Origin of the sequence: uncultured Microbacterium sp. (genome assembly GCF_964244775.1) — a bacterium.
GTDB lineage: Bacteria > Actinomycetota > Actinomycetes > Actinomycetales > Microbacteriaceae > Microbacterium.
In genome coordinates this window covers 753,850-771,263 of sequence record NZ_CAXTJR010000001.1, presented here as the reverse complement: position 1 = coordinate 771,263, position 17,414 = coordinate 753,850, and the positions used below count along the sequence as shown (strand labels likewise).

Annotated in this window: 16 protein-coding genes; 6 read left to right on the top strand and 10 right to left on the bottom strand. The window is 67.9% G+C overall.

Going from position 1 to position 17,414, the window contains the following annotated elements:
- Window positions 1–69 precede the first annotated feature (69 nt).
- The 4 genes from acnA to dut all read right to left on the bottom strand — a co-directional run bounded on the left by acnA (window position 70) and on the right by dut (window position 4,873).
- Entirely contained in the window at window positions 70–2,916 is a 2,847-nt protein-coding gene (gene acnA / locus ACFE6Z_RS03695; protein ID WP_375384317.1) for an aconitate hydratase AcnA, read from the bottom strand.
- A gap of 138 nt (window positions 2,917–3,054) precedes the next feature.
- Window positions 3,055–3,822 (bottom strand): DUF3159 domain-containing protein, encoded by a 768-nt coding sequence (locus ACFE6Z_RS03690; RefSeq protein WP_375384316.1) that lies wholly within the window; start codon window positions 3,820–3,822, stop codon window positions 3,055–3,057.
- Window positions 3,819–4,421, bottom strand: coding sequence for a DUF3710 domain-containing protein (locus tag ACFE6Z_RS03685; protein ID WP_375384315.1), 603 nt, complete (start codon window positions 4,419–4,421; stop codon window positions 3,819–3,821). Before ACFE6Z_RS03685 ends, ACFE6Z_RS03690 begins: the two co-directional genes overlap by 4 nt.
- On the bottom strand, window positions 4,418–4,873 hold the full coding sequence (dut, locus tag ACFE6Z_RS03680; RefSeq protein ID WP_375384314.1) for a dUTP diphosphatase: 456 nt from the start codon (window positions 4,871–4,873) through the stop codon (window positions 4,418–4,420). Before dut ends, ACFE6Z_RS03685 begins: the two co-directional genes overlap by 4 nt.
- A gap of 24 nt (window positions 4,874–4,897) precedes the next feature.
- Between dut and ACFE6Z_RS03675 the strand changes: the two genes are divergently transcribed.
- Window positions 4,898–5,383 (top strand): DUF3093 domain-containing protein, encoded by a 486-nt coding sequence (locus ACFE6Z_RS03675; protein ID WP_375384313.1) that lies wholly within the window; start codon window positions 4,898–4,900, stop codon window positions 5,381–5,383.
- Here ACFE6Z_RS03675 and ACFE6Z_RS03670 read toward each other — a convergent pair.
- A complete protein-coding gene (locus tag ACFE6Z_RS03670; protein WP_375384312.1) occupies window positions 5,358–5,651 on the bottom strand; it encodes a DUF4193 domain-containing protein in 294 nt (97 codons plus the stop codon). The genes ACFE6Z_RS03675 and ACFE6Z_RS03670 overlap by 26 nt on opposite strands.
- Window positions 5,652–5,869: 218 nt before the next feature.
- Between ACFE6Z_RS03670 and sepH the strand changes: the two genes are divergently transcribed.
- Complete coding sequence (gene sepH / locus ACFE6Z_RS03665) at window positions 5,870–6,964, top strand: septation protein SepH (RefSeq protein ID WP_375384311.1); 1,095 nt, start codon at window positions 5,870–5,872, stop codon at window positions 6,962–6,964.
- 22 nt (window positions 6,965–6,986) lie between these two features.
- Here sepH and ACFE6Z_RS03660 read toward each other — a convergent pair whose 3' ends face one another.
- Window positions 6,987–8,117: an alkaline phosphatase family protein gene (locus tag ACFE6Z_RS03660; protein ID WP_375384310.1), complete on the bottom strand. Its 1,131-nt coding sequence runs from the start codon at window positions 8,115–8,117 to the stop codon at window positions 6,987–6,989.
- A 60-nt stretch (window positions 8,118–8,177) separates the two neighbouring features.
- Here ACFE6Z_RS03660 and ACFE6Z_RS03655 point away from each other — a divergent pair, with 60 nt between their 5' ends.
- Window positions 8,178–10,649 carry a DNA topoisomerase (ATP-hydrolyzing) subunit A gene (locus ACFE6Z_RS03655; RefSeq protein ID WP_375384309.1) on the top strand — a complete coding sequence of 824 codons (2,472 nt, stop codon included), beginning with the start codon at window positions 8,178–8,180 and terminating at the stop codon, window positions 10,647–10,649.
- 21 nt (window positions 10,650–10,670) lie between these two features.
- Here the strand turns inward: ACFE6Z_RS03655 and ACFE6Z_RS03650 are convergent, their stop codons facing one another.
- Window positions 10,671–12,785 carry a type IIA DNA topoisomerase subunit B gene (locus tag ACFE6Z_RS03650; RefSeq protein ID WP_375384308.1) on the bottom strand — a complete coding sequence of 705 codons (2,115 nt, stop codon included), beginning with the start codon at window positions 12,783–12,785 and terminating at the stop codon, window positions 10,671–10,673.
- A gap of 143 nt (window positions 12,786–12,928) precedes the next feature.
- Here ACFE6Z_RS03650 and ACFE6Z_RS03645 point away from each other — a divergent pair, with 143 nt between their 5' ends.
- Window positions 12,929–13,153 (top strand): hypothetical protein, encoded by a 225-nt coding sequence (locus ACFE6Z_RS03645; RefSeq protein ID WP_375384307.1) that lies wholly within the window; start codon window positions 12,929–12,931, stop codon window positions 13,151–13,153.
- Window positions 13,154–13,155: 2 nt separating this feature from the next.
- On the opposite strand, the gene ACFE6Z_RS03640 is transcribed toward ACFE6Z_RS03645, so the two are convergent.
- Window positions 13,156–14,205 (bottom strand): alanine racemase, encoded by a 1,050-nt coding sequence (locus ACFE6Z_RS03640; protein WP_375384306.1) that lies wholly within the window; start codon window positions 14,203–14,205, stop codon window positions 13,156–13,158.
- Window positions 14,202–14,930 (bottom strand): alanine racemase C-terminal domain-containing protein, encoded by a 729-nt coding sequence (locus tag ACFE6Z_RS03635; protein WP_375384305.1) that lies wholly within the window; start codon window positions 14,928–14,930, stop codon window positions 14,202–14,204. Before ACFE6Z_RS03635 ends, ACFE6Z_RS03640 begins: the two co-directional genes overlap by 4 nt.
- Before the next feature lie 45 nt (window positions 14,931–14,975).
- Between ACFE6Z_RS03635 and ACFE6Z_RS03630 the strand changes: the two genes are divergently transcribed.
- A complete protein-coding gene (locus ACFE6Z_RS03630) occupies window positions 14,976–15,998 on the top strand; it encodes a sugar-transfer associated ATP-grasp domain-containing protein (protein ID WP_375384304.1) in 1,023 nt (340 codons plus the stop codon).
- A 104-nt stretch (window positions 15,999–16,102) separates the two neighbouring features.
- Here ACFE6Z_RS03630 and ACFE6Z_RS03625 read toward each other — a convergent pair whose 3' ends face one another.
- A complete protein-coding gene (locus tag ACFE6Z_RS03625; protein WP_375384303.1) occupies window positions 16,103–16,429 on the bottom strand; it encodes a YbjQ family protein in 327 nt (108 codons plus the stop codon).
- A 159-nt stretch (window positions 16,430–16,588) separates the two neighbouring features.
- Here ACFE6Z_RS03625 and ACFE6Z_RS03620 point away from each other — a divergent pair, with 159 nt between their 5' ends.
- Window positions 16,589–17,161 (top strand): TM2 domain-containing protein, encoded by a 573-nt coding sequence (locus tag ACFE6Z_RS03620; protein ID WP_375384302.1) that lies wholly within the window; start codon window positions 16,589–16,591, stop codon window positions 17,159–17,161.
- The last annotated feature ends 253 nt before the right edge of the window (window positions 17,162–17,414 follow it).

The window sequence follows — 17,414 nt, the reverse complement described above, 5'->3', positions numbered from 1 at the left end:
GTGTGGACGAACGAGAGAGGCTCCGGATCCGCTGGCGCGGCATCCGAAGCCTCTCACTCCTGCCGCCGGCTAGACCAGCGAACGCAGCACGTACTGCAGGATGCCGCCGTTGCGGTAGTAGTCGGCTTCACCGGGCGTGTCGATGCGGACGATCGCATCGAACTCGACGGTCGGCTTGCCCTCGGCCGAGAATTCGCTCGGTGCGGCGGTGACGTGCACGGTCTTCGGGGTGAGGCCCTCGTTGAGCTGTTCGAGGCCGGTGATCGAGACGATCTCGGTGCCGTCGAGTCCGAGCGAACCCCAGCTCTCGCCCGCCGGGAACTGCAGGGGAACGACGCCCATTCCGATGAGGTTCGAGCGGTGGATGCGCTCGAAGCTCTCGGTGATGACGGCCTTCACGCCCAGCAGGCTCGTGCCCTTGGCCGCCCAGTCGCGCGACGATCCGGACCCGTACTCCTTGCCGCCGAAGATCACGAGCGGAGTGCCTTCGGCCTGGTAGTTCCGGCTCGCGTCGTAGATGAACGCCTGGGGGCCGCCCTCTCGGGTGAAGTCCCGAGTGAAGCCGCCCTCGACCTCTGCGCCGTCGTTGACCGAGCGGACGATCTGGTTCTTCAGGCGGATGTTCGCGAATGTCCCGCGGATCATGACCTCGTGGTTGCCTCGGCGCGAGCCGTAGGAGTTGAAGTCCTTGCGGTCGACGCCGTGCTCGGCGAGGTAGTGACCCGCGGGGCTGTCGGCCTTGATGTTGCCGGCCGGGCTGATGTGGTCGGTGGTCACCGAATCCAGGAGCGTCGCCATCACGCGTGCGCCCTCGATGTCGGCCACCGGCGTCAACTCCATGGTCATGCCATCGAAGTACGGGGGCTTGCGGACGTAGGTCGAGGCGTCGTCCCACTCGAACACGGCGCCGGTCGGCGTGGGCAGCGTCTGCCAGCGCTCGTCGCCCTCGAAGACACTGGCGTACTGGTGCGTGAACATCTCCTTGTTGATCGACGAGTCGATCGTCGACTGCACCTCGGCGGCGTCGGGCCAGATGTCCTTCAGGAACACATCGTTGCCATCGGTGTCCTTGCCGAGGGCGTCGGTCTCGAAATCGAAGTTCATCGAACCGGCCAGGGAGTACGCGATCACCAGTGGCGGGCTGGCGAGGTAGTTCATCTTGACGTCGGGGTTGATGCGACCCTCGAAGTTGCGGTTGCCCGAGAGGACGGCGGTGACGGCCAGATCGTTCTCGTTGATCGCGGCCGAGACCTCCTCGATGAGGGGCCCGGAGTTTCCGATGCACGTCGTGCAGCCGTAGCCGACGGTGAAGAAGCCGAGGTCTTCGAGGTCTTTGGTGAGTCCGGCCTTCTCGTAGTAGTCGGTGACGACCTTCGAGCCGGGCGCGAGGGTGGTCTTGACCCACGGCTTGGCCTTCAGGCCCTTCTTGACGGCATTGCGCGCGAGGAGACCCGCGGCGAGCATCACGGAGGGGTTCGATGTGTTCGTGCACGAGGTGATGGCCGCGATGGTGACCGCACCGTGGTCGAGGACGAACTCCTGCCCGTCGGCGAGAGTGACGGGCGAGGGCTTGGAAACCGTCCGCGGCGCGTGGCTGTGGTGATGGTGAGTGTGGTGGCTGTATTCCTCTTCCGGCGAGTTGTTCGGCGGATCGGATGCCGGGAACGACTCCGCGCCCTCGAGGTCGACGAGGTCGTGATCGACCCCGGCGTAGTCCACCAGGTCCACTTCGAACTGCTCCTTCGAGCGCGAGAGCTCGATGCGGTCCTGGGGCCGCTTCGGACCGGCGATGGAGGGGACGACCGTCGACAGGTCGAGCTCCATGTATTCGCTGAACACGGGCTCGCGTGCGGCGTCGTGCCACAGCGACTGCTCCTTCGCGTACGCCTCGACCAGTGCCAGCTGCTGGTCACTCCGACCCGTGAGGCGCAGGTAGTCGATCGTCACATCGTCGATCGGGAAGATCGCGGCGGTGGAACCGAACTCGGGGCTCATGTTGCCGATCGTGGCGCGGTTGGCCAGTGGCACTGAGGCGACGCCCTCGCCGTAGAACTCCACGAACTTGCCGACGACGCCGTGCTGGCGCAGCATCTCGGTGATCGTGAGCACCACGTCGGTCGCGGTGACGCCGGTCGGGATGGCGCCGGCGAGCTTGAAGCCGACAACCTTCGGGATCAGCATCGAGACGGGCTGGCCGAGCATCGCGGCCTCGGCCTCGATTCCGCCGACGCCCCAGCCGAGCACTCCGAGCCCGTTCACCATGGTGGTGTGCGAGTCGGTGCCCACGCACGTGTCGGGGTACGCGCGCAGGACGGATTCTCCGGTGGCAGAGCTTGTCGAGACCCGGTCGTAGATCACCTTTGCGAGGTGTTCGATGTTGACCTGGTGGACGATGCCCGTCCCCGGCGGGACGACCTTGAAGTCGTCGAACGCGGTCTGGCCCCATCGGAGGAACTGGTATCGCTCGCCGTTGCGTTCGTACTCGATCTCGACGTTGCGCTCGAGAGCGCTCTCGGTGCCGAACAGGTCGGCGATGACGGAGTGGTCGATGACCATCTCGGCCGGCGACAGCGGGTTGATCTTCTTCGCGTCGCCGCCCAGCGCCTCGACGGCCTCGCGCATCGTGGCCAGGTCGACGATGCAGGGGACGCCGGTGAAGTCCTGCATGACCACGCGCGCAGGGGTGAACTGGATCTCGGTGTCGGGCTCGGACTCGGGGATCCATGACCCGAGCGCCTCGATCTGCGCCTTGGTCACATTGGCACCGTCTTCGGTGCGCAACAGGTTCTCCAGCAGCACTTTGAGGCTGAACGGGAGCTTCTCGTACCCGGCGACCTTGTCGATGCGGAAGATCTCGTAGTCGGTGCTGCCGACCGTCAGGGTGCTCTTGGCACCGAAGCTGTCAACCGTGGACACGTGCGTCTCCTTCTTCGACGGCGGGTACCGGCCGCGAGGCTCGGCATCCCCATCTTTCCCGTACCGGCGCGCGCGGGCCAGTGAGGTTCACCTAACCGCGACGACGGCCAAATTTATCTTGACGTCAAGATAAATGTATCACTTGGATGGCCGGGCATCGGGGCGCGGATAGAGGGCGCGGACCGCCAGCCACGTGACCGCGACGAGCGGCGCGAACAGCGGTAGCCCCATGATGAGCTTGAACGTGCCGAGGGCCGTGACGTCGCCCGCGAAGTACAGCGGAAGCTGGACGATGAGTCGCGCAGCGAACAGCCCCGCCCAGGCGATCGCGAGCCAGAAGAACGCGCGCCGCTTGCGCTTATCGGTGCGCCACGCGGTTCCCTCGCCCATGAGATAGCCGGCGGCGAGGCCGATGAGTGACCACCCGATCAGGGCAGACACCAGGAACGCCGTGCCGTAGGCCGCATTCGTGACGAAGCCCCAGAGGAAGTTGTCCTGACCGCGGCCGGTCCACAGCGACAGCAGCGCCGCGCCGACCGTGGCGATCAGCCCGCCGAGCGCGGCCGACACGGGTGAGCGGGTCGCGAGACGCACCACGGTGAATACGGCCGCGAGCCCCACTGAGAGACCCAGCGAGAGGGGGAGGTTGCCTGCACCGGTCGCCGGATCGTAGGTGACGGTGAACACGACGACGAAGATGAGGCTGGGGAGGACCGATTCCAGGATGCCGCGCCAGCCGCCCATCGCACGCCACACCACGTGCCCCGTGCCGCGGCCGTCCGCCGGGTCGAGCCCTGCTCGTCGGGCGGCGCTGCCCAGCGCCGCGCCGAGCACGTCGGCGGTCGATGTCTCCGCGGGCTCGGGCGCTGCGCTGCGATCCGCGTCCTGCGGAACCGGATCGCTCACGCGACGCCCGGCGTGGCCGGCATCCGCAGCGGGATCAGGTCGCGGGGCGGCATCGGGGTCGTCCCCCGCACCACCACGATCGAGCGGAACAGGTCTTCGACCTTGGCCGCAGCATCCACGTCGCCCGCGGCTGCGCCGCCGATGACTCCGCGCAGGAACCACCGTGGTCCGTCGACGCCGATGAAGCGCGCCAGGCGCTTACCGGCCGTGCCGTCGGTGCCGGACACCGGAACCTCGGCGAGCAGCTCAGGCCCCAGGGGGCCCTGGCGCTCTTCGACGCGGCCGCCCTGCTGGCGGATCTGGCCGCGGATCTGATCGCGGGTCTCCTCCCACAGACCTGAGGATCGCGGCGCCGCGAAGGGCTGCACCTGAAGTGTGGAGTCGGCGTAGTCAAGGCCCACCGCCACGATCCGCTTGGTCTGCTCCTCGACCTCGAGGCGCAGGTTGAGCCCCTCGCGGGGCAGGATCTTGATTCCGCCGAGATCGATGTAGGGGCGCACCGGATTGGCCTCGGTCTCGTCGAACGGCCCGGTGGTGGCGCGGTCAGCGGAGGACGCGGCGATGACGGCCTCGTCGTCGGCGGGTGTTGCGTCTGTCATGCGTTGCTTCCTCTGTCTGTCTGATAGCCGGTGGAGCCGAAGCCCGCCTCGCCCCGGACACTGTCCGGGAGCACCTCGACCGGGATGAATCGCGCCCTCGGGACGGGCATGACGATCAGCTGGGCGATGCGATCGCCGACCGCGATGTCGTAGGCGGATTCGGTGTCGGTGTTCAGCAGCGTGACCTTGAGTTCGCCGCGGTATCCGGCATCCACGGTTCCCGGTGAGTTCACGATCGTGATCCCGTGTCTGGTGGCCAGTCCGCTGCGCGGAACGATGAAGCCGACGTATCCGTCCGGCAGCGCGATGCGCACTCCGGTACCCACCAGCGCTCTTCCGCCAGGGGGAAGCGTCAGCGCTTCCGCCGACACGAGGTCGGCCCCCGCATCGCCGGGGTGGGCGTAAGCCGGAACTTCGGGGGCGATAATGAGGACGTCCACGGTTTCGGTCACGCAACGAGGGTAATGCAGAAGACAGTGAGCAGCATTCGGAGTGAGACGGGCGTCGTGTTCCGTGAGCGATTGAGCCCTTCGCTGTGGGCGCTGGTCAGCGCCGCGCTGTGCGGACCCATGGTGGCGCTCGTGTTCACCCCCATCGACACGACGCTCGCGCTCATCTTCGGCGCTATCGCCGGGATCGGCGTGGTCGTGCTGATGGTCGCGGCTTCACCCACCGTCGAGGTCTCGGACGGCTGGCTTCGCGCGGGCCGCGCTCGCATCGAACTGTCGTTCCTGGGTGAGACCCAGACCTTCGTAGGAGACGATGCGCGGAATGCGCGCGGACCCGGACTCCACCCGCGAGCGTGGCACCTGTTCCGTGGCGGAATCGACGGGGTGGTGGTCGTCGCGGTGGATGACCCCGACGACCCCGTGCCCTTCTGGGCGCTGTCCACGCGGACCCCCGACCGTCTGGCGGCGGCGATCAGCGGAGCTCAGCTCAGGCCGAGCACTCCACGCAGATAGGCCCATCCGAGGTTTCGTGGTCGAGCTGCGAGCGGTGCTTCACGAGGAAGCAGTTGACGCACGTGAACTCGTCCTCCTGGGCGGGCAGAACCACCACGTCGAGCTCGAGGTCCGACAGATCGGCGCCCGGCAGCTCGAATCCCGAGGGGTTGTCGGCGTCTTCGACGTCGACCGAGCCCGAGAGCTTGTCAGGAACACGCTCTTTCAGGGCCTCGATCGACTCGCTGTCGTCCTCGGTCTTGCGTGGGGCATCGTAATCGGTGGCCATTGCGTAAACGTCTCAACTTCCCAAAGTGCGTGTGCGTCCGCCCCTGCGGGCGGCGATAGTTTGCATGACCTTCGTCCATTTCGCAAATGCGCCACTCGCTGCGGCGGATTTCCCGGTCTGCGATGCGTGAAACTCACGGCACGCCCGCGATATTCCCGGAGGTTGGCCCGCGCTGTGCGAACATGGCCGCACACCGCAGGATCGGAGAGGCGTTTCGCATGGAACAGCTCAAAGTCGTCGGCACCGAAGACGATGTGCTCGTCCTGGTGACCGAATCGGGAGAGCGTTTTTCGCTCGCCGTCGATGACGTGCTGCGCGGCGAACTGCGCCGCGCCCGCCACGACCGCGACGACGACCAGCGGGCCGCCCACCCGAGTCCTCGTGAGATACAGGCGCACATCCGCTCCGGCCTCACGACCGCCGAGGTCGCTGCGCTCCTGAACGCGCGGGTCGAGGACGTCGCACGTTTCGAGGGCCCGGTGCTTGCGGAGCGCGAGCACATCGTGAGCCAGGCGCTGTCCGTACCCGTTCTGCTCGGGGGCGACTTCGAGCACGACGCCCTCCCCACCTTCGGCGCGGCGGTTCGCGCGAAGCTCGCAGAGGCAGGGGCGACCGCGGAGCGCTGGACGAGCTGGAAGGAAGCATCGGGCTGGATCGTCAAGCTCGAGTTCTCTGCGGCCGACGTGGAGCACGACGCCCGGTGGGGGTTCGACCCGCGGCGCACGATCCTGTCGCCCCTCAACGGTGATGCGACCCAGCTTTCCCGGCAGGGGTCGCTGCCCGAGGGGCTCATCCCCCGCCTCCGTGCACTGGACACGCCGACCGCCAAGGACGACAGCCGATTCGACAGCGGTGCCTTCGGCCCGCGTCGAGTGCCCGATCCGGAAGCGGATCTCGCGAGCCCCGAGGTGCCGGCGCCGACCGCCCCCGCTGTTTCCCAGGCTGCGATCAAACGCGCACCCGACGCCGCGGTGACCTCGACCGAGACCGCCGACCTCCTGGAGGCGCTGCGCCGTCGTAGGGGCCAGCGCGAGCCGCTTCCCGGACTCGATGCCACGGAATCTTCGCGGGAACCGTCTTCACGAGAACTGTCTACACGAGAGCCGTCGCGCGGTCAGTCGCCCATGGCGCTGTTCGACGCCCTCGAGCCCGGGTACGAGGGCGAGTCGGGCTACGAGTCCGGCCCCGTGCCCATCGAGCGTGCCTCGATGGATCAGGTCGCCGCGAACGACTCGGGCAATCGCCGTAAGGGCCGCAGCTCCATGCCCTCGTGGGACGAGATCGTGTTCGGTGCTCGCACCGATGAGAACTGAGTACCCCGAGAACTGAGCGTCTTCAGGCGAACGCGCCCAGCGGGATGAGCGGCACGGTGCGCTCTTCGTCGGTCAGCGATCCGTGCTGCCCGACCATGCGCTGCGAGCCCTTATCGGCGAGTCGATCGTCGTAGTAGGCGACCGCGGCCCGCGCACCGACCACGACATCGCCGATCCTCGGGAGGACGGCCGCATCGACCTCCGGACCGAAGAGACCCGCGTGAAGGGCTTCGTCGCGTGACATCACCCACGAGCGCCCCGCCTCGGAACGCCGCCACACCTCGAGCACCTGCGCGGCCGCACCGTCTTCGGCGTAGAGGTGCAGCATCCGCGGCTCTCCGCCGATGAGACGCACGCCGTCCACGAGTGCGTCGCCCTCGCCGAGCAGCAGCTGGCGGTGCCGCGCCACGTCGACCATCCCGTGGTCGGCGGTGACCACGGCCCCCACGGCGGGTGGCAGGCGCGCCGACAGCGCGGCGATCGCGGCATCCGTGCTCTCGAGGGCAGCCGACCATTCGTCCGACTCCCACCCGTGCCGGTGGCCCACACCGTCCAGTTCGGGCGCGTAGAGGTAGATCAGGGCGCCGGGATGCTGGGCCGCCAGGTCGGCGGCGATGATCGCCCGTTCTTCGAATCCGGTCGCGCTCAGGAACGTCGCACCTCGAAGGGTCGCCTCGGTGAAACCCGAACCCACGTAATCCGCGCGAGAGACGACGAAGCAGGGCCGCCCGGCGGCTGCCTCGCGCTCGATCAGCGGCTGCGCGCGTTGCCAGGTGTGCGGATCGAGCCCGTCCGTCTCCCAGCCGTGCAGCTGATTGGGCACGAGGTCGGTGCCTGGGACGCGTATGCGGTAGCCGACGATGCCGTGCGTACCAGGCGAGGCTCCGGTCAGCAGGCTGGTGAGGGCCGCGGCAGTCGTCGAGGGGAAGACCGTTCGCGCCACGTGATTCTTCGTCATCCGCGGCGCGAGGAACCTGGCGTGACCGGAGCGCGCCGCGAGATTGCGCGCACCGAGGCCGTCGACGACGACCGCGATGGCGCTGGAGGCCGGCGGAAACCAAGACGAAGACCCGTCCAGAGCGGCGATGAGCTCTGGGAGCACACCGGTGAGGCTCCGGGCGCGCGGAGGGTCCGCCGGTAGGCTGAGCGACATCGGGGCCAGTCTCGCATATGGCGGGCGGGCCCTTCTGTTCACCCGACGCACGGAAGCCGCATGCCCGCAACTCCCCCTCAGACTCCCGGCTCCGCGCGTGCAGAGGAGCGCATCGAAGACGTCGACGTCGCCACCGAGATGCAGGGCTCGTTCCTCGAGTACGCCTACTCGGTGATCTACTCCCGTGCGCTCCCCGATGCACGTGACGGTCTGAAGCCGGTCCAGCGCCGCATCCTCTACCAGATGGCCGAGATGGGCCTGCGGCCCGACCGCGGACACGTCAAGAGCGCCCGCGTCGTCGGCGAGGTGATGGGCAAGCTCCATCCCCACGGCGACGCGCCGATCTACGACGCGCTCGTGCGTCTCGCGCAGCCGTTCTCGTTGCGTGTTCCGCTGGTCGACGGGCACGGCAATTTCGGTTCGCTCGATGACGGCCCCGCCGCCCCCCGCTATACCGAGGCGCGGCTCGCCCCGGCGGCGCTCGCGCTCACCGAGAACCTCGACGAAGACGTCGTGGACTTCATCCCGAACTACGACGGACAGTTCCAGCAGCCCGAAGTGCTGCCCGCGGCATATCCGAACCTGCTGGTGAACGGCGCGACCGGCATCGCGGTCGGCATGGCCACGAACATGGCCCCGCACAACCTCATCGAGGTCGTTGCCGCCGCGATTCACCTCTTGCAGAATCCGGCCGCGACGGTCGAAGACCTCATGGAATTCGTCCCCGGCCCCGACCTGCCCTCCGGCGGCGTCATCGTGGGGCTCGACGGTGTGAAGGACGCGTACTCGGTCGGGCGCGGCAGCTTCCGCACCCGCGCCAAGGTCGCCGTCGAATCGCTGGGTCCGCGGCGCACCGGCCTCGTCGTCACCGAGCTGCCGTACCTCGTCGGTCCGGAACGCATCATCGAGAAGATCAAGGATGCCGTCAACGCGAAGAAGCTGACGGGCATCGCCGATGTCAACGATCTGACCGATCGCCATCATGGACTTCGGCTCGTGATCGCCATCAAGACCGGCTTCGACCCGCAGGCCGTGCTGGAGCAGCTCTATCGCCTCACCCCGCTCGAAGACTCGTTCAGCATCAACAACGTCGCGCTGGTCGCAGGGCAGCCGCAGACTCTCGGGCTGAAGGAGCTCCTGCGGGTCTACATCGATCACCGCATCCGTGTCGTCACGCGGCGGAGCGAGTTCCGGCTGGCGCGCCGCCGGGAGCGACTGCACCTCGTGGAGGGTCTGCTGATCGCGATCGTCGACATCGACGAAGTCATCCAGGTGATCCGCACCTCCGATGACGCCGAGCAGGCACGCGCGCGGCTGATCGACGTGTTCGACCTGTCGCACGCGCAGGCCGAGTACATCCTCGAGCTGCGACTGCGCCGCTTGACCAGGTTCTCGCGCGTAGAGCTCGAGTCCGAGCGCGATGCGCTGATGACCGAGATCGCGCAGCTCGAAGAACTCCTGGGCAGCGAGTCGCTCCTGCACGCGCAGGTGGCCCGTGAACTGGAGGCGGCTGCCGACACGTACGGCACTCCCCGGCGGACGCTCCTGTTGAACGGGGGCCCCGTCACCGCCCGCCCCTCCCGGTCCGGCGCCGCTCCGGCCGACCTGCAGATCGCCGATTCGCCCTGCCGCGTCTACCTCTCGGCGACCGGTCGGATGGTGCGTGCGGAATTGAGTGCGGATGCGGCGAACGGCGGCGTCATCACGCCCACGCGCCGCTCGAAGCACGACGCGGTGCGCTCGTCCGTCGACACGACGACCCGGGCGGATCTGGGTGCGGTGACCAGCGCCGGCCGGATCGTCCGTTTCTCACCCGTCGATCTGCCGTCGGTGCCGGGCAACTCGGTGCAGCTGTCGGCGGGGGCGCGGGCCGACCAGTATCTGGGTCTCCCCAGCGGCGAGCACGTGCTGGCGATCGTGCCGCTCGTCGCAGAGCCGCCCGTGGCCCTGGGCACCGCTCAGGGTGTCGTGAAGCGCGTGGCGGCGACCGAGCTCGGGCCGAAGCACGACATCGAGCTGATCACCCTCAAACCGGGCGACCGGGTGGTCGGCGCCGCGCCCACCCCCGATGGTGCGGAGCTCGTGTTCGTCGCCTCCGACGCTCAGCTGCTGCGCTTCGATGCGTCGTCGGTGCGCCCCCAGGGCCGGTCGGCCGGCGGCATGGCGGGCATGCGGCTCGCGCCCGGCGAGAGCACGGTGTTCTTCGGGGTCGTCGGAGCCGAGGCATCCGATGCCCTCGTGGTCACGGTCGCCGGACGCACACAGGCGATCGCCGGGGCAGATCCCGGCTCGGCGAAGGTGTCGCCCTACGACGAGTTCCCGCCCAAGGGACGCGGAACGGGTGGCGTGCGCGCCCAGCGGTTTCTCAAGGGCGAAGACACGCTCACCGCCGCATGGGTCGGCCAGGGTCCTGCGCGTGCCGTCGGTCCGGATGGCGCGGTGCGCGCGCTGCCCGAGAGCGGTGCGAAGCGGGATGCCTCGGGTCAGCCCCTCGACGGGGTCATCGGCGCGATCGGCGAGCCCGTCCGCTGAGCCGACCGAACGCCGTCTGGCTCAGGCGTCGATGCTCTCTCGGGACAGGTGGGCCGACGAGTCGACGATGAACTCGCGGCGCGGCGCGACCTCATTGCCCATCAATAGCTCGAACACCGCGGACGCCGACTCGGCGTCTGCGACACGCACGCGGCGCAGGGCCCGCCCCGCCCGGTCCATGGTGGTGACCGCGAGCTGCTCGGCATCCATCTCGCCGAGCCCCTTGTAGCGCTGGATGGGCTCGTGCCAGCGCTTGCCGGCCTTCGTGAGCTTGGCCAGCAGGGCGTGCAGCTCCTGCTCGCTGTAGGTGTAGATCGTGTCGTTCGGCTTGCTGCCGGCGTTGATCGCGATCACCCGGTGCAGCGGGGGGACGGCCGCATACACCCGGCCGTCTTCGATGAGGGGACGCATGTAGCGGAAGAAGAGCGTCAGCAGGAGCGTGCGGATGTGCGCACCATCGACATCGGCGTCGCTCATCAGGATGATCTTGCCGTAGCGCGCGGCGTCGAGGTCGAACGAGCGACCCGAACCCGCGCCGATCACCTGGATGATCGAGGCGCACTCGAGATTCGACAGCATGTCGCTGATCGACGCCTTCTGCACGTTGAGGATCTTGCCGCGGATGGGCAGCAGCGCCTGATACTCGCTGCTGCGCGCGAGCTTGGCGGTGCCGAGCGCCGAGTCGCCCTCGACGATGAACAGCTCCGAGTCGGCGACGTCGTTGGTGCGGCAGTCGGCGAGCTTGGTCGGCAGCGACGACGATTCGAGCGCGTTCTTGCGACGCTGGGTCTCTTTGTGGGTGCGCGCCGAGATGCGCGCCTTCATCTCGGAGACGACTTTGTCGAGGAGGAGGGCGGTCTGCGACTTGTCGTCGCGCTTGGACGAGGCGAACCGCGCCGTCAGCTCGCGCGTGACGACGTTGGCGACGATCTGGCGGACTGCCGGAGTGCCGAGGACCTCTTTGGTCTGGCCTTCGAACTGCGGCTCGGGCACGCGCACGGTGAGCACGGCGGTGAGACCTGCGAGGATGTCATCCTTCTCGAGCTTGTCGTTCCCGACCTTCAGTCGCCGCGCATTCTGCTCGACCTGGGTGCGGACCACCTTCATCAGACCGGCATCGAAGCCCTGCTGGTGCGTACCGCCCTTGGGCGTCGCGATGATGTTGACGTAGGAGCGCGTCACGGTGTCGTACCCGGTCCCCCACCGCAGCGCGACGTCGACGACGCACTCGCGCTCGACAGCGGTGGGAACCATGGCACCGGTGGGCTGAAGTACCGGCACCGTCTCAGTGAACGTTCCCGCGCCGGTGAGACGCCAGGTGTCGGTGATCGCGGCATCAGGGGCGAGGAAGTCGGCGTACTCCGATATGCCGCCGTCGAAGCGGTAGGTGGTCTCGATCGGCCCCTCGGCAGACGACCCCCGCGAAGTGCGCTCGTCGCGGACGACGATCTCGAGGCCGGGAACGAGGAACGCCGTCTGACGGGCGCGCTGCTCGAGCTCCTCGAGGTTGAACGCCGCATCCTTGGTGAAGATCTGCGGGTCGGCCCAGTAGCGGATGCGGGTGCCTGTCACGCCCTTCGCCGCCCGACCGGTGACACGCAGCTCGGAGCTCTTGTCGAACGGCGTGAACGTCGAATCGGGCGCGCCGTTTGCAAACGTGCCGGGTTCGCCACGGTGGAACGACATCGCCCAGGTCTTCCCGCCGCGGTCGACCTCGACATCCAACCGCTCCGAGAGCGCGTTGACCACGGATGCGCCGACTCCGTGGAGTCCGCCCGAGGCCGCGTACGACCCCCCGCCGAACTTGCCGCCGGCGTGCAGCTTGGTGAAGACCACCTCGACGCCCGAAAGCCCTGTGCGAGGCTCGATGTCGACGGGGATGCCGCGCGCGCGGTCGCGGACCTCCACACTGCCGTCGGGGTGCAGGACGATGTCGATGCGCGAACCGAAGCCGCCGAGAGCCTCGTCCACGGAGTTGTCGATGATCTCCCACAGGCAGTGCATCAGGCCGCGCGAGTCGGTCGAGCCGATGTACATGCCGGGCCGCTTGCGGACCGCCTCGAGCCCTTCGAGCACCTGCAGGTGATGGGCGGAATACTCGGAGGTCACAATCCTCAACAGTAACCGCGGGCACATACACGACGGCGGAAGACACTCGGCGGCTCATCGCAACGTACGCGCACAGCGAAATGTCATGGATTCGCGGCATTCACGAAACATCTGCGTGGTTGTATGTGATGCATCCGGACGTGGACGCGATGACCGAGGAGGCACCTGACATGAACACACTGACGACACCCGACGAGACCGCCGCCCCCTTCACCTACCGTCTCACGGCCGCCGATCGCTGCGATTCCTGTGGCGCTCAGGCCTACATCGCCGCCGAGGTCAACGGCAGCGAGCTGCTCTTCTGCGCCCACCACGGGCGCAAGTACGAAGAGAAGCTCCGGAGCGTGGCCACCAGCTGGCACGACGAGACGCCCCGACTGAGCGAGCCGGCGTAGCCTCAGAGCCCGCGGTACACGCGGGTCACGCCCGGGCTGATCCGCACGGCGATCTCCTCGCCGATCGTGCCGATCTTTTCCGCGAGGGCGGTGGCGGAGTACGGCGCCGCATCTGCCGGACCATAGATCGTGACGGTGTCGCCCATCGCAGCGCCGGGCCAGCTGCCGACGGTGCTCTCACGTTCGCCGATGTCGATGAGCGGCCGCGCACCGGATGGCGTGCCGACCACGATGCGACCCGCGAGCACGGAGGGCAGACCATCGAGCGCGCCCACCCCGATGCGCGCGATCTCGCCCTGGGTATCGAGCACCTCTGCGCGAAGGGTCGCAAGCGGACGGATGCCGAGCTCGTCGGCCGATGGGCCGCCCGCCGGCGCGATCCCGTACGCGAACGCGCCGACGCGCACGAGGTCGTAGCGGAACTCAGGCCGCGCGAAGGACGCGGCGCTGGCGGCGAGGTGCCGCAGCCGGGGGCTGAGGCCTGCGCGACCCGCCGCGGCGACAGCATCCTCGAATGCGTCGCGTGCGGCGTCGTCGTCGGCGTCGGAGGCTTCAGCGATGTGGCTCCAGATGCCGACGACATCGATCCGGCCCTGGTCCTGAAGGGTCCGCGCCCGACCGACGAACGCCGGCCACGATTCCGGGCGCACGCCGTTGCGGTGCAAGCCGGTGTCGATCTTCAGGTGCACGCGTGCGCGCGCATCGAGGGTGAAGGCCGCCGCAGCGACCTCTTCCAGGACCTGCGCGTCGCCCACTCCGATGTCGAGGTCGGCGGCCACGGCGGCGAGGGCGTCGCCGGGTGACGCGGCGATCCACACGAAGATGCGCGCGTCGGGGCCCAGCAGGGCGCGGACTGCGAGCCCGGTGCGGGCGTCGAACGCACCGATCCAGCGAATGCCGGCCGCCCACGCTCGCAGCACGACCGGTGCCAATCCGTGCCCGTAGGCGTCATCTTTCACGACGAGCATCACCGATGCGGGTGCGGCGACGGCCTGCACGCGGGCGAGGTTCGCAGACAGGGCGTCGAGGTCGACCTCGAGCCGCGCGGTCACGAGGTGTGCTCCCGCATCGTGAGCCGGCCCACGGCCGTCACGAGTTCTGCAGCGGTCCACCCCGTCGCAGCGACCCAGTCTGCGAGCGACGGTTCGCCGGCCGTTGTGTCGCCGAAGAACCACACGGCATCGCCGCGGTCGACGTCGGCGTCGCCGACATCGATGACGCAGGCGTCCATCGCGATCCGACCGATGATCGGATGCTGCGCCCCGCGGATCGCGACATCCACGAGTCCGCCGAGCTCGCGCACGATCCCCTGCGCGTAGCCGCCCGCGACCAGGGCTGCGTGCGTGTCTGAGGGCGCGCGATGGGCGTACCCGTACGAGACGCCCTCCCCCGCCCGCAGGGGCTTCACGCCCAGCACAGAGCCGCGGAGCCGCATCACCGGCGCGGTTCCCCCGCCGGGGAGCCCGAACAAGACGGCCTGGTCGATCGTGCCTCGCCCTTCGACCAGCACGCGGCCCGAATCGATGCCCGACACGAGCACACCGGCGCGATCGGCGGAGTCGACGATCACGGAATCAACACCGGCGTCCAGGATCACGCGCGCCGCGTGGGCGACACCGTGACCCCACGCGTCCGCGCGCAGATCGGCCACGGATCCGGTGCCGCCGAGCGCCGACGCGTTGGCGGCGAGCACGTCGAGTGCGATGCGGGCGACCGGAGTGCTGCGCGGACGGATGCCGTCGGCGGGCGCACCCTGCCCGCGTTCCGCCTCGATCACGCCATCTAGACTATCCGGGTCCCCGCTGCCTACCCCGGAGCACGCATGCCTCAGAACGGTCTCGGCCTCGCGCCTCGCCTTCATTACCTCGCCGACCGCGCCCGGAACATCAACGTCGGTTCGGTGCTGGAACGTGCGCGTGAAGCATCCGCAGACCACGGCAAGTGGATGCCGGCAATCGTCGTCGACATGCTGTGGCAGGCAGGCGTGCGCAATGTCGGGTTCCAGGATTACATCGACTACGACTTCGCGATCCTGCGCAGCGCTGAGCGGGCGACGTACATGACCCACCCGGTCTCGAACCAGCTGTCGCAGAAGTACGACCACCCCGATTTCCGCCACCTGTTCCAGGACAAGGTGGAGTTCGATCACGAGTTCTCCGACTTCCTCAAGCGCGAGTGGATGGTCGTCGCGGACGGCAATGCCGATGAGCTGCGGGCGTTCACGGAGCGTCAGGGAACGATCGTGACGAAGGAGCCGGTCGGCCAGGCCGGCACCGGCGTTCACCGCTACCACGCGGCCGAGATCGCCGACTGGACGCAATTCCATGCCGACCTGCTCTCGCGCGGCGAGCTACTCGTCGAAGAGGTCATCGTCCAGCATCCCGATCTCGCGGCGGTGTGCCCCGGCACAGTGAACACCACGCGCGTGACGGCGTTCTTCGACGGCGAGCGCACCCACATCCTCGCGATGGCGCAGAAGTTCGGGCGGGGCGCCGTGAGCGACCAGATGACCTTCGGCGGCTTCTACACGATGCTCGACGACGAAGGCCACGCCGTCGGCCCCGGCTACGACTCGCACGGTCATGTGCACCGCACACACCCCGACTCGGGGTTCGTCATCGGTGACTTCCAGCTGCCGATGATCGACGACGTGAAGTCGTTCGTCGATCAGGTCGCCCGCGTCGTGCCGCAGGTGCAGTACGTCGGCTGGGACATCGTCGTCACGCCGACCGGCCCTGTGCTGGTCGAGGGAAACTGGGGCGCGGGCGTGTACGAGAACAAGCCCAGCGTCACCGGCATCCGCACCGGTCACAAGCCTCGCTATCGCGAGGCGATCGGGTTCTGATACACGGGGGCGCACAGTTGCCAGAGCGTGGCGGACGCCTCCTGGCACACGCACGACAGTAAGACCCTGAAGCGGATCAACTGCGGGACATCAGGGCCGGACTGCTACGCCGCGGCTTCGATCGTGACGGCGGTGCCGTACGCGCACACTTCGACACCGCCGGAGTCGCCGTAGTCGTTGGTCTCGAAGCGGAATGCGACGACAGCATTTCCCCCTCGTTGCGAAGCCTCCGCCGAGAGTCGTGCCAGCGCTTCTTCCCTTGTCTCCTGCAAGAGTTTCGTGATGCCTTTCAGCTCCCCGCCCGCGAGAGACTTGAATGACGCCCCGATGTTGGACCCGAGGTGGCGCGAGCGGACGGTCAAGCCGAACACCTCGCCGAACACGTTCGTGATGCGGTATCCGGGAATGTCGTTCGTTGTGACGATGATCATGACGTCACGGTAACAAAGCCTGGCGCGAAGGCGCCACCGTCTGAGAACACGCGAGACACGGCGTCCTGGTGGTGGTCCCATCCCCTATTCGATACGCGCATGTGGCTGTCGACGAGCGCGCTAGGTTGATCCACAAGCGTCTCCGAGAAGAGGATCACGATGACGGACAACCCTCCCGCCGCGATAGCCGGTTGGTATTCCGTCCCGGGTGGCGGAAAGAGGTTCTGGAACGGGTTCGAGTGGACTACCGACGTGATCGGCGCGCCGAATGCGCAGGCTGAGTACATGGCGCTCGCCCCCGACTTGCCGCCGCCTAGTCAACTGGTGATCGCACCAAGACCGCATCCCCCTGTGGCTCAACCAGCGCAGATCGCGGGCTACGGCATCCCTCAGACACCCGGCCCCGGCTGGTATCCCGGGCCAAGCGGCATGGTGCAGTGGTGGGATGGTCGAGCGTGGGGTCCGTACGCTCCGCAATCTGCCCGCCCAACCAAGGAAGTGGGCATTGCATACCTCTTCTTCCTCCTTCTCGGCGGAGTTGGTGCGCACCGCTTCTACCTTGGCCGCACTGGGTCGGCGATTCTGCTTCTGTGCCTCTGGATGGGCGGCTGGCTCCTCGCAGCATTCCTCATCGGCATCCCGCTCATCATCGCCGGGGGTATTTGGCTCCTTGTCGACCTGTTCATCCTTCCGTCGATGGTCCGCGAAGAGAACGCGCGGCGTTTCACCTAGGTGCTGCGCGACGAGTGATAGCGCTTCTCAAGCTCATGGAGCTAGAGCGGTGTCGTCAATCTGCTCGAAGGCTCTCAGATTCAGAACGATCTCCCGCGACTACATCAGCACGAAGACACGATTACTGCAGTCCGCCGACACACCAGTACCCGACGAGCGCAATGACGACCATCGCCATCCAGAGTGCGAATGCGACGGCAGCGAAGGACCTCCCTTGGCTGTTCAGCCGGTTGTCGGTAGATGAACCCGTCGA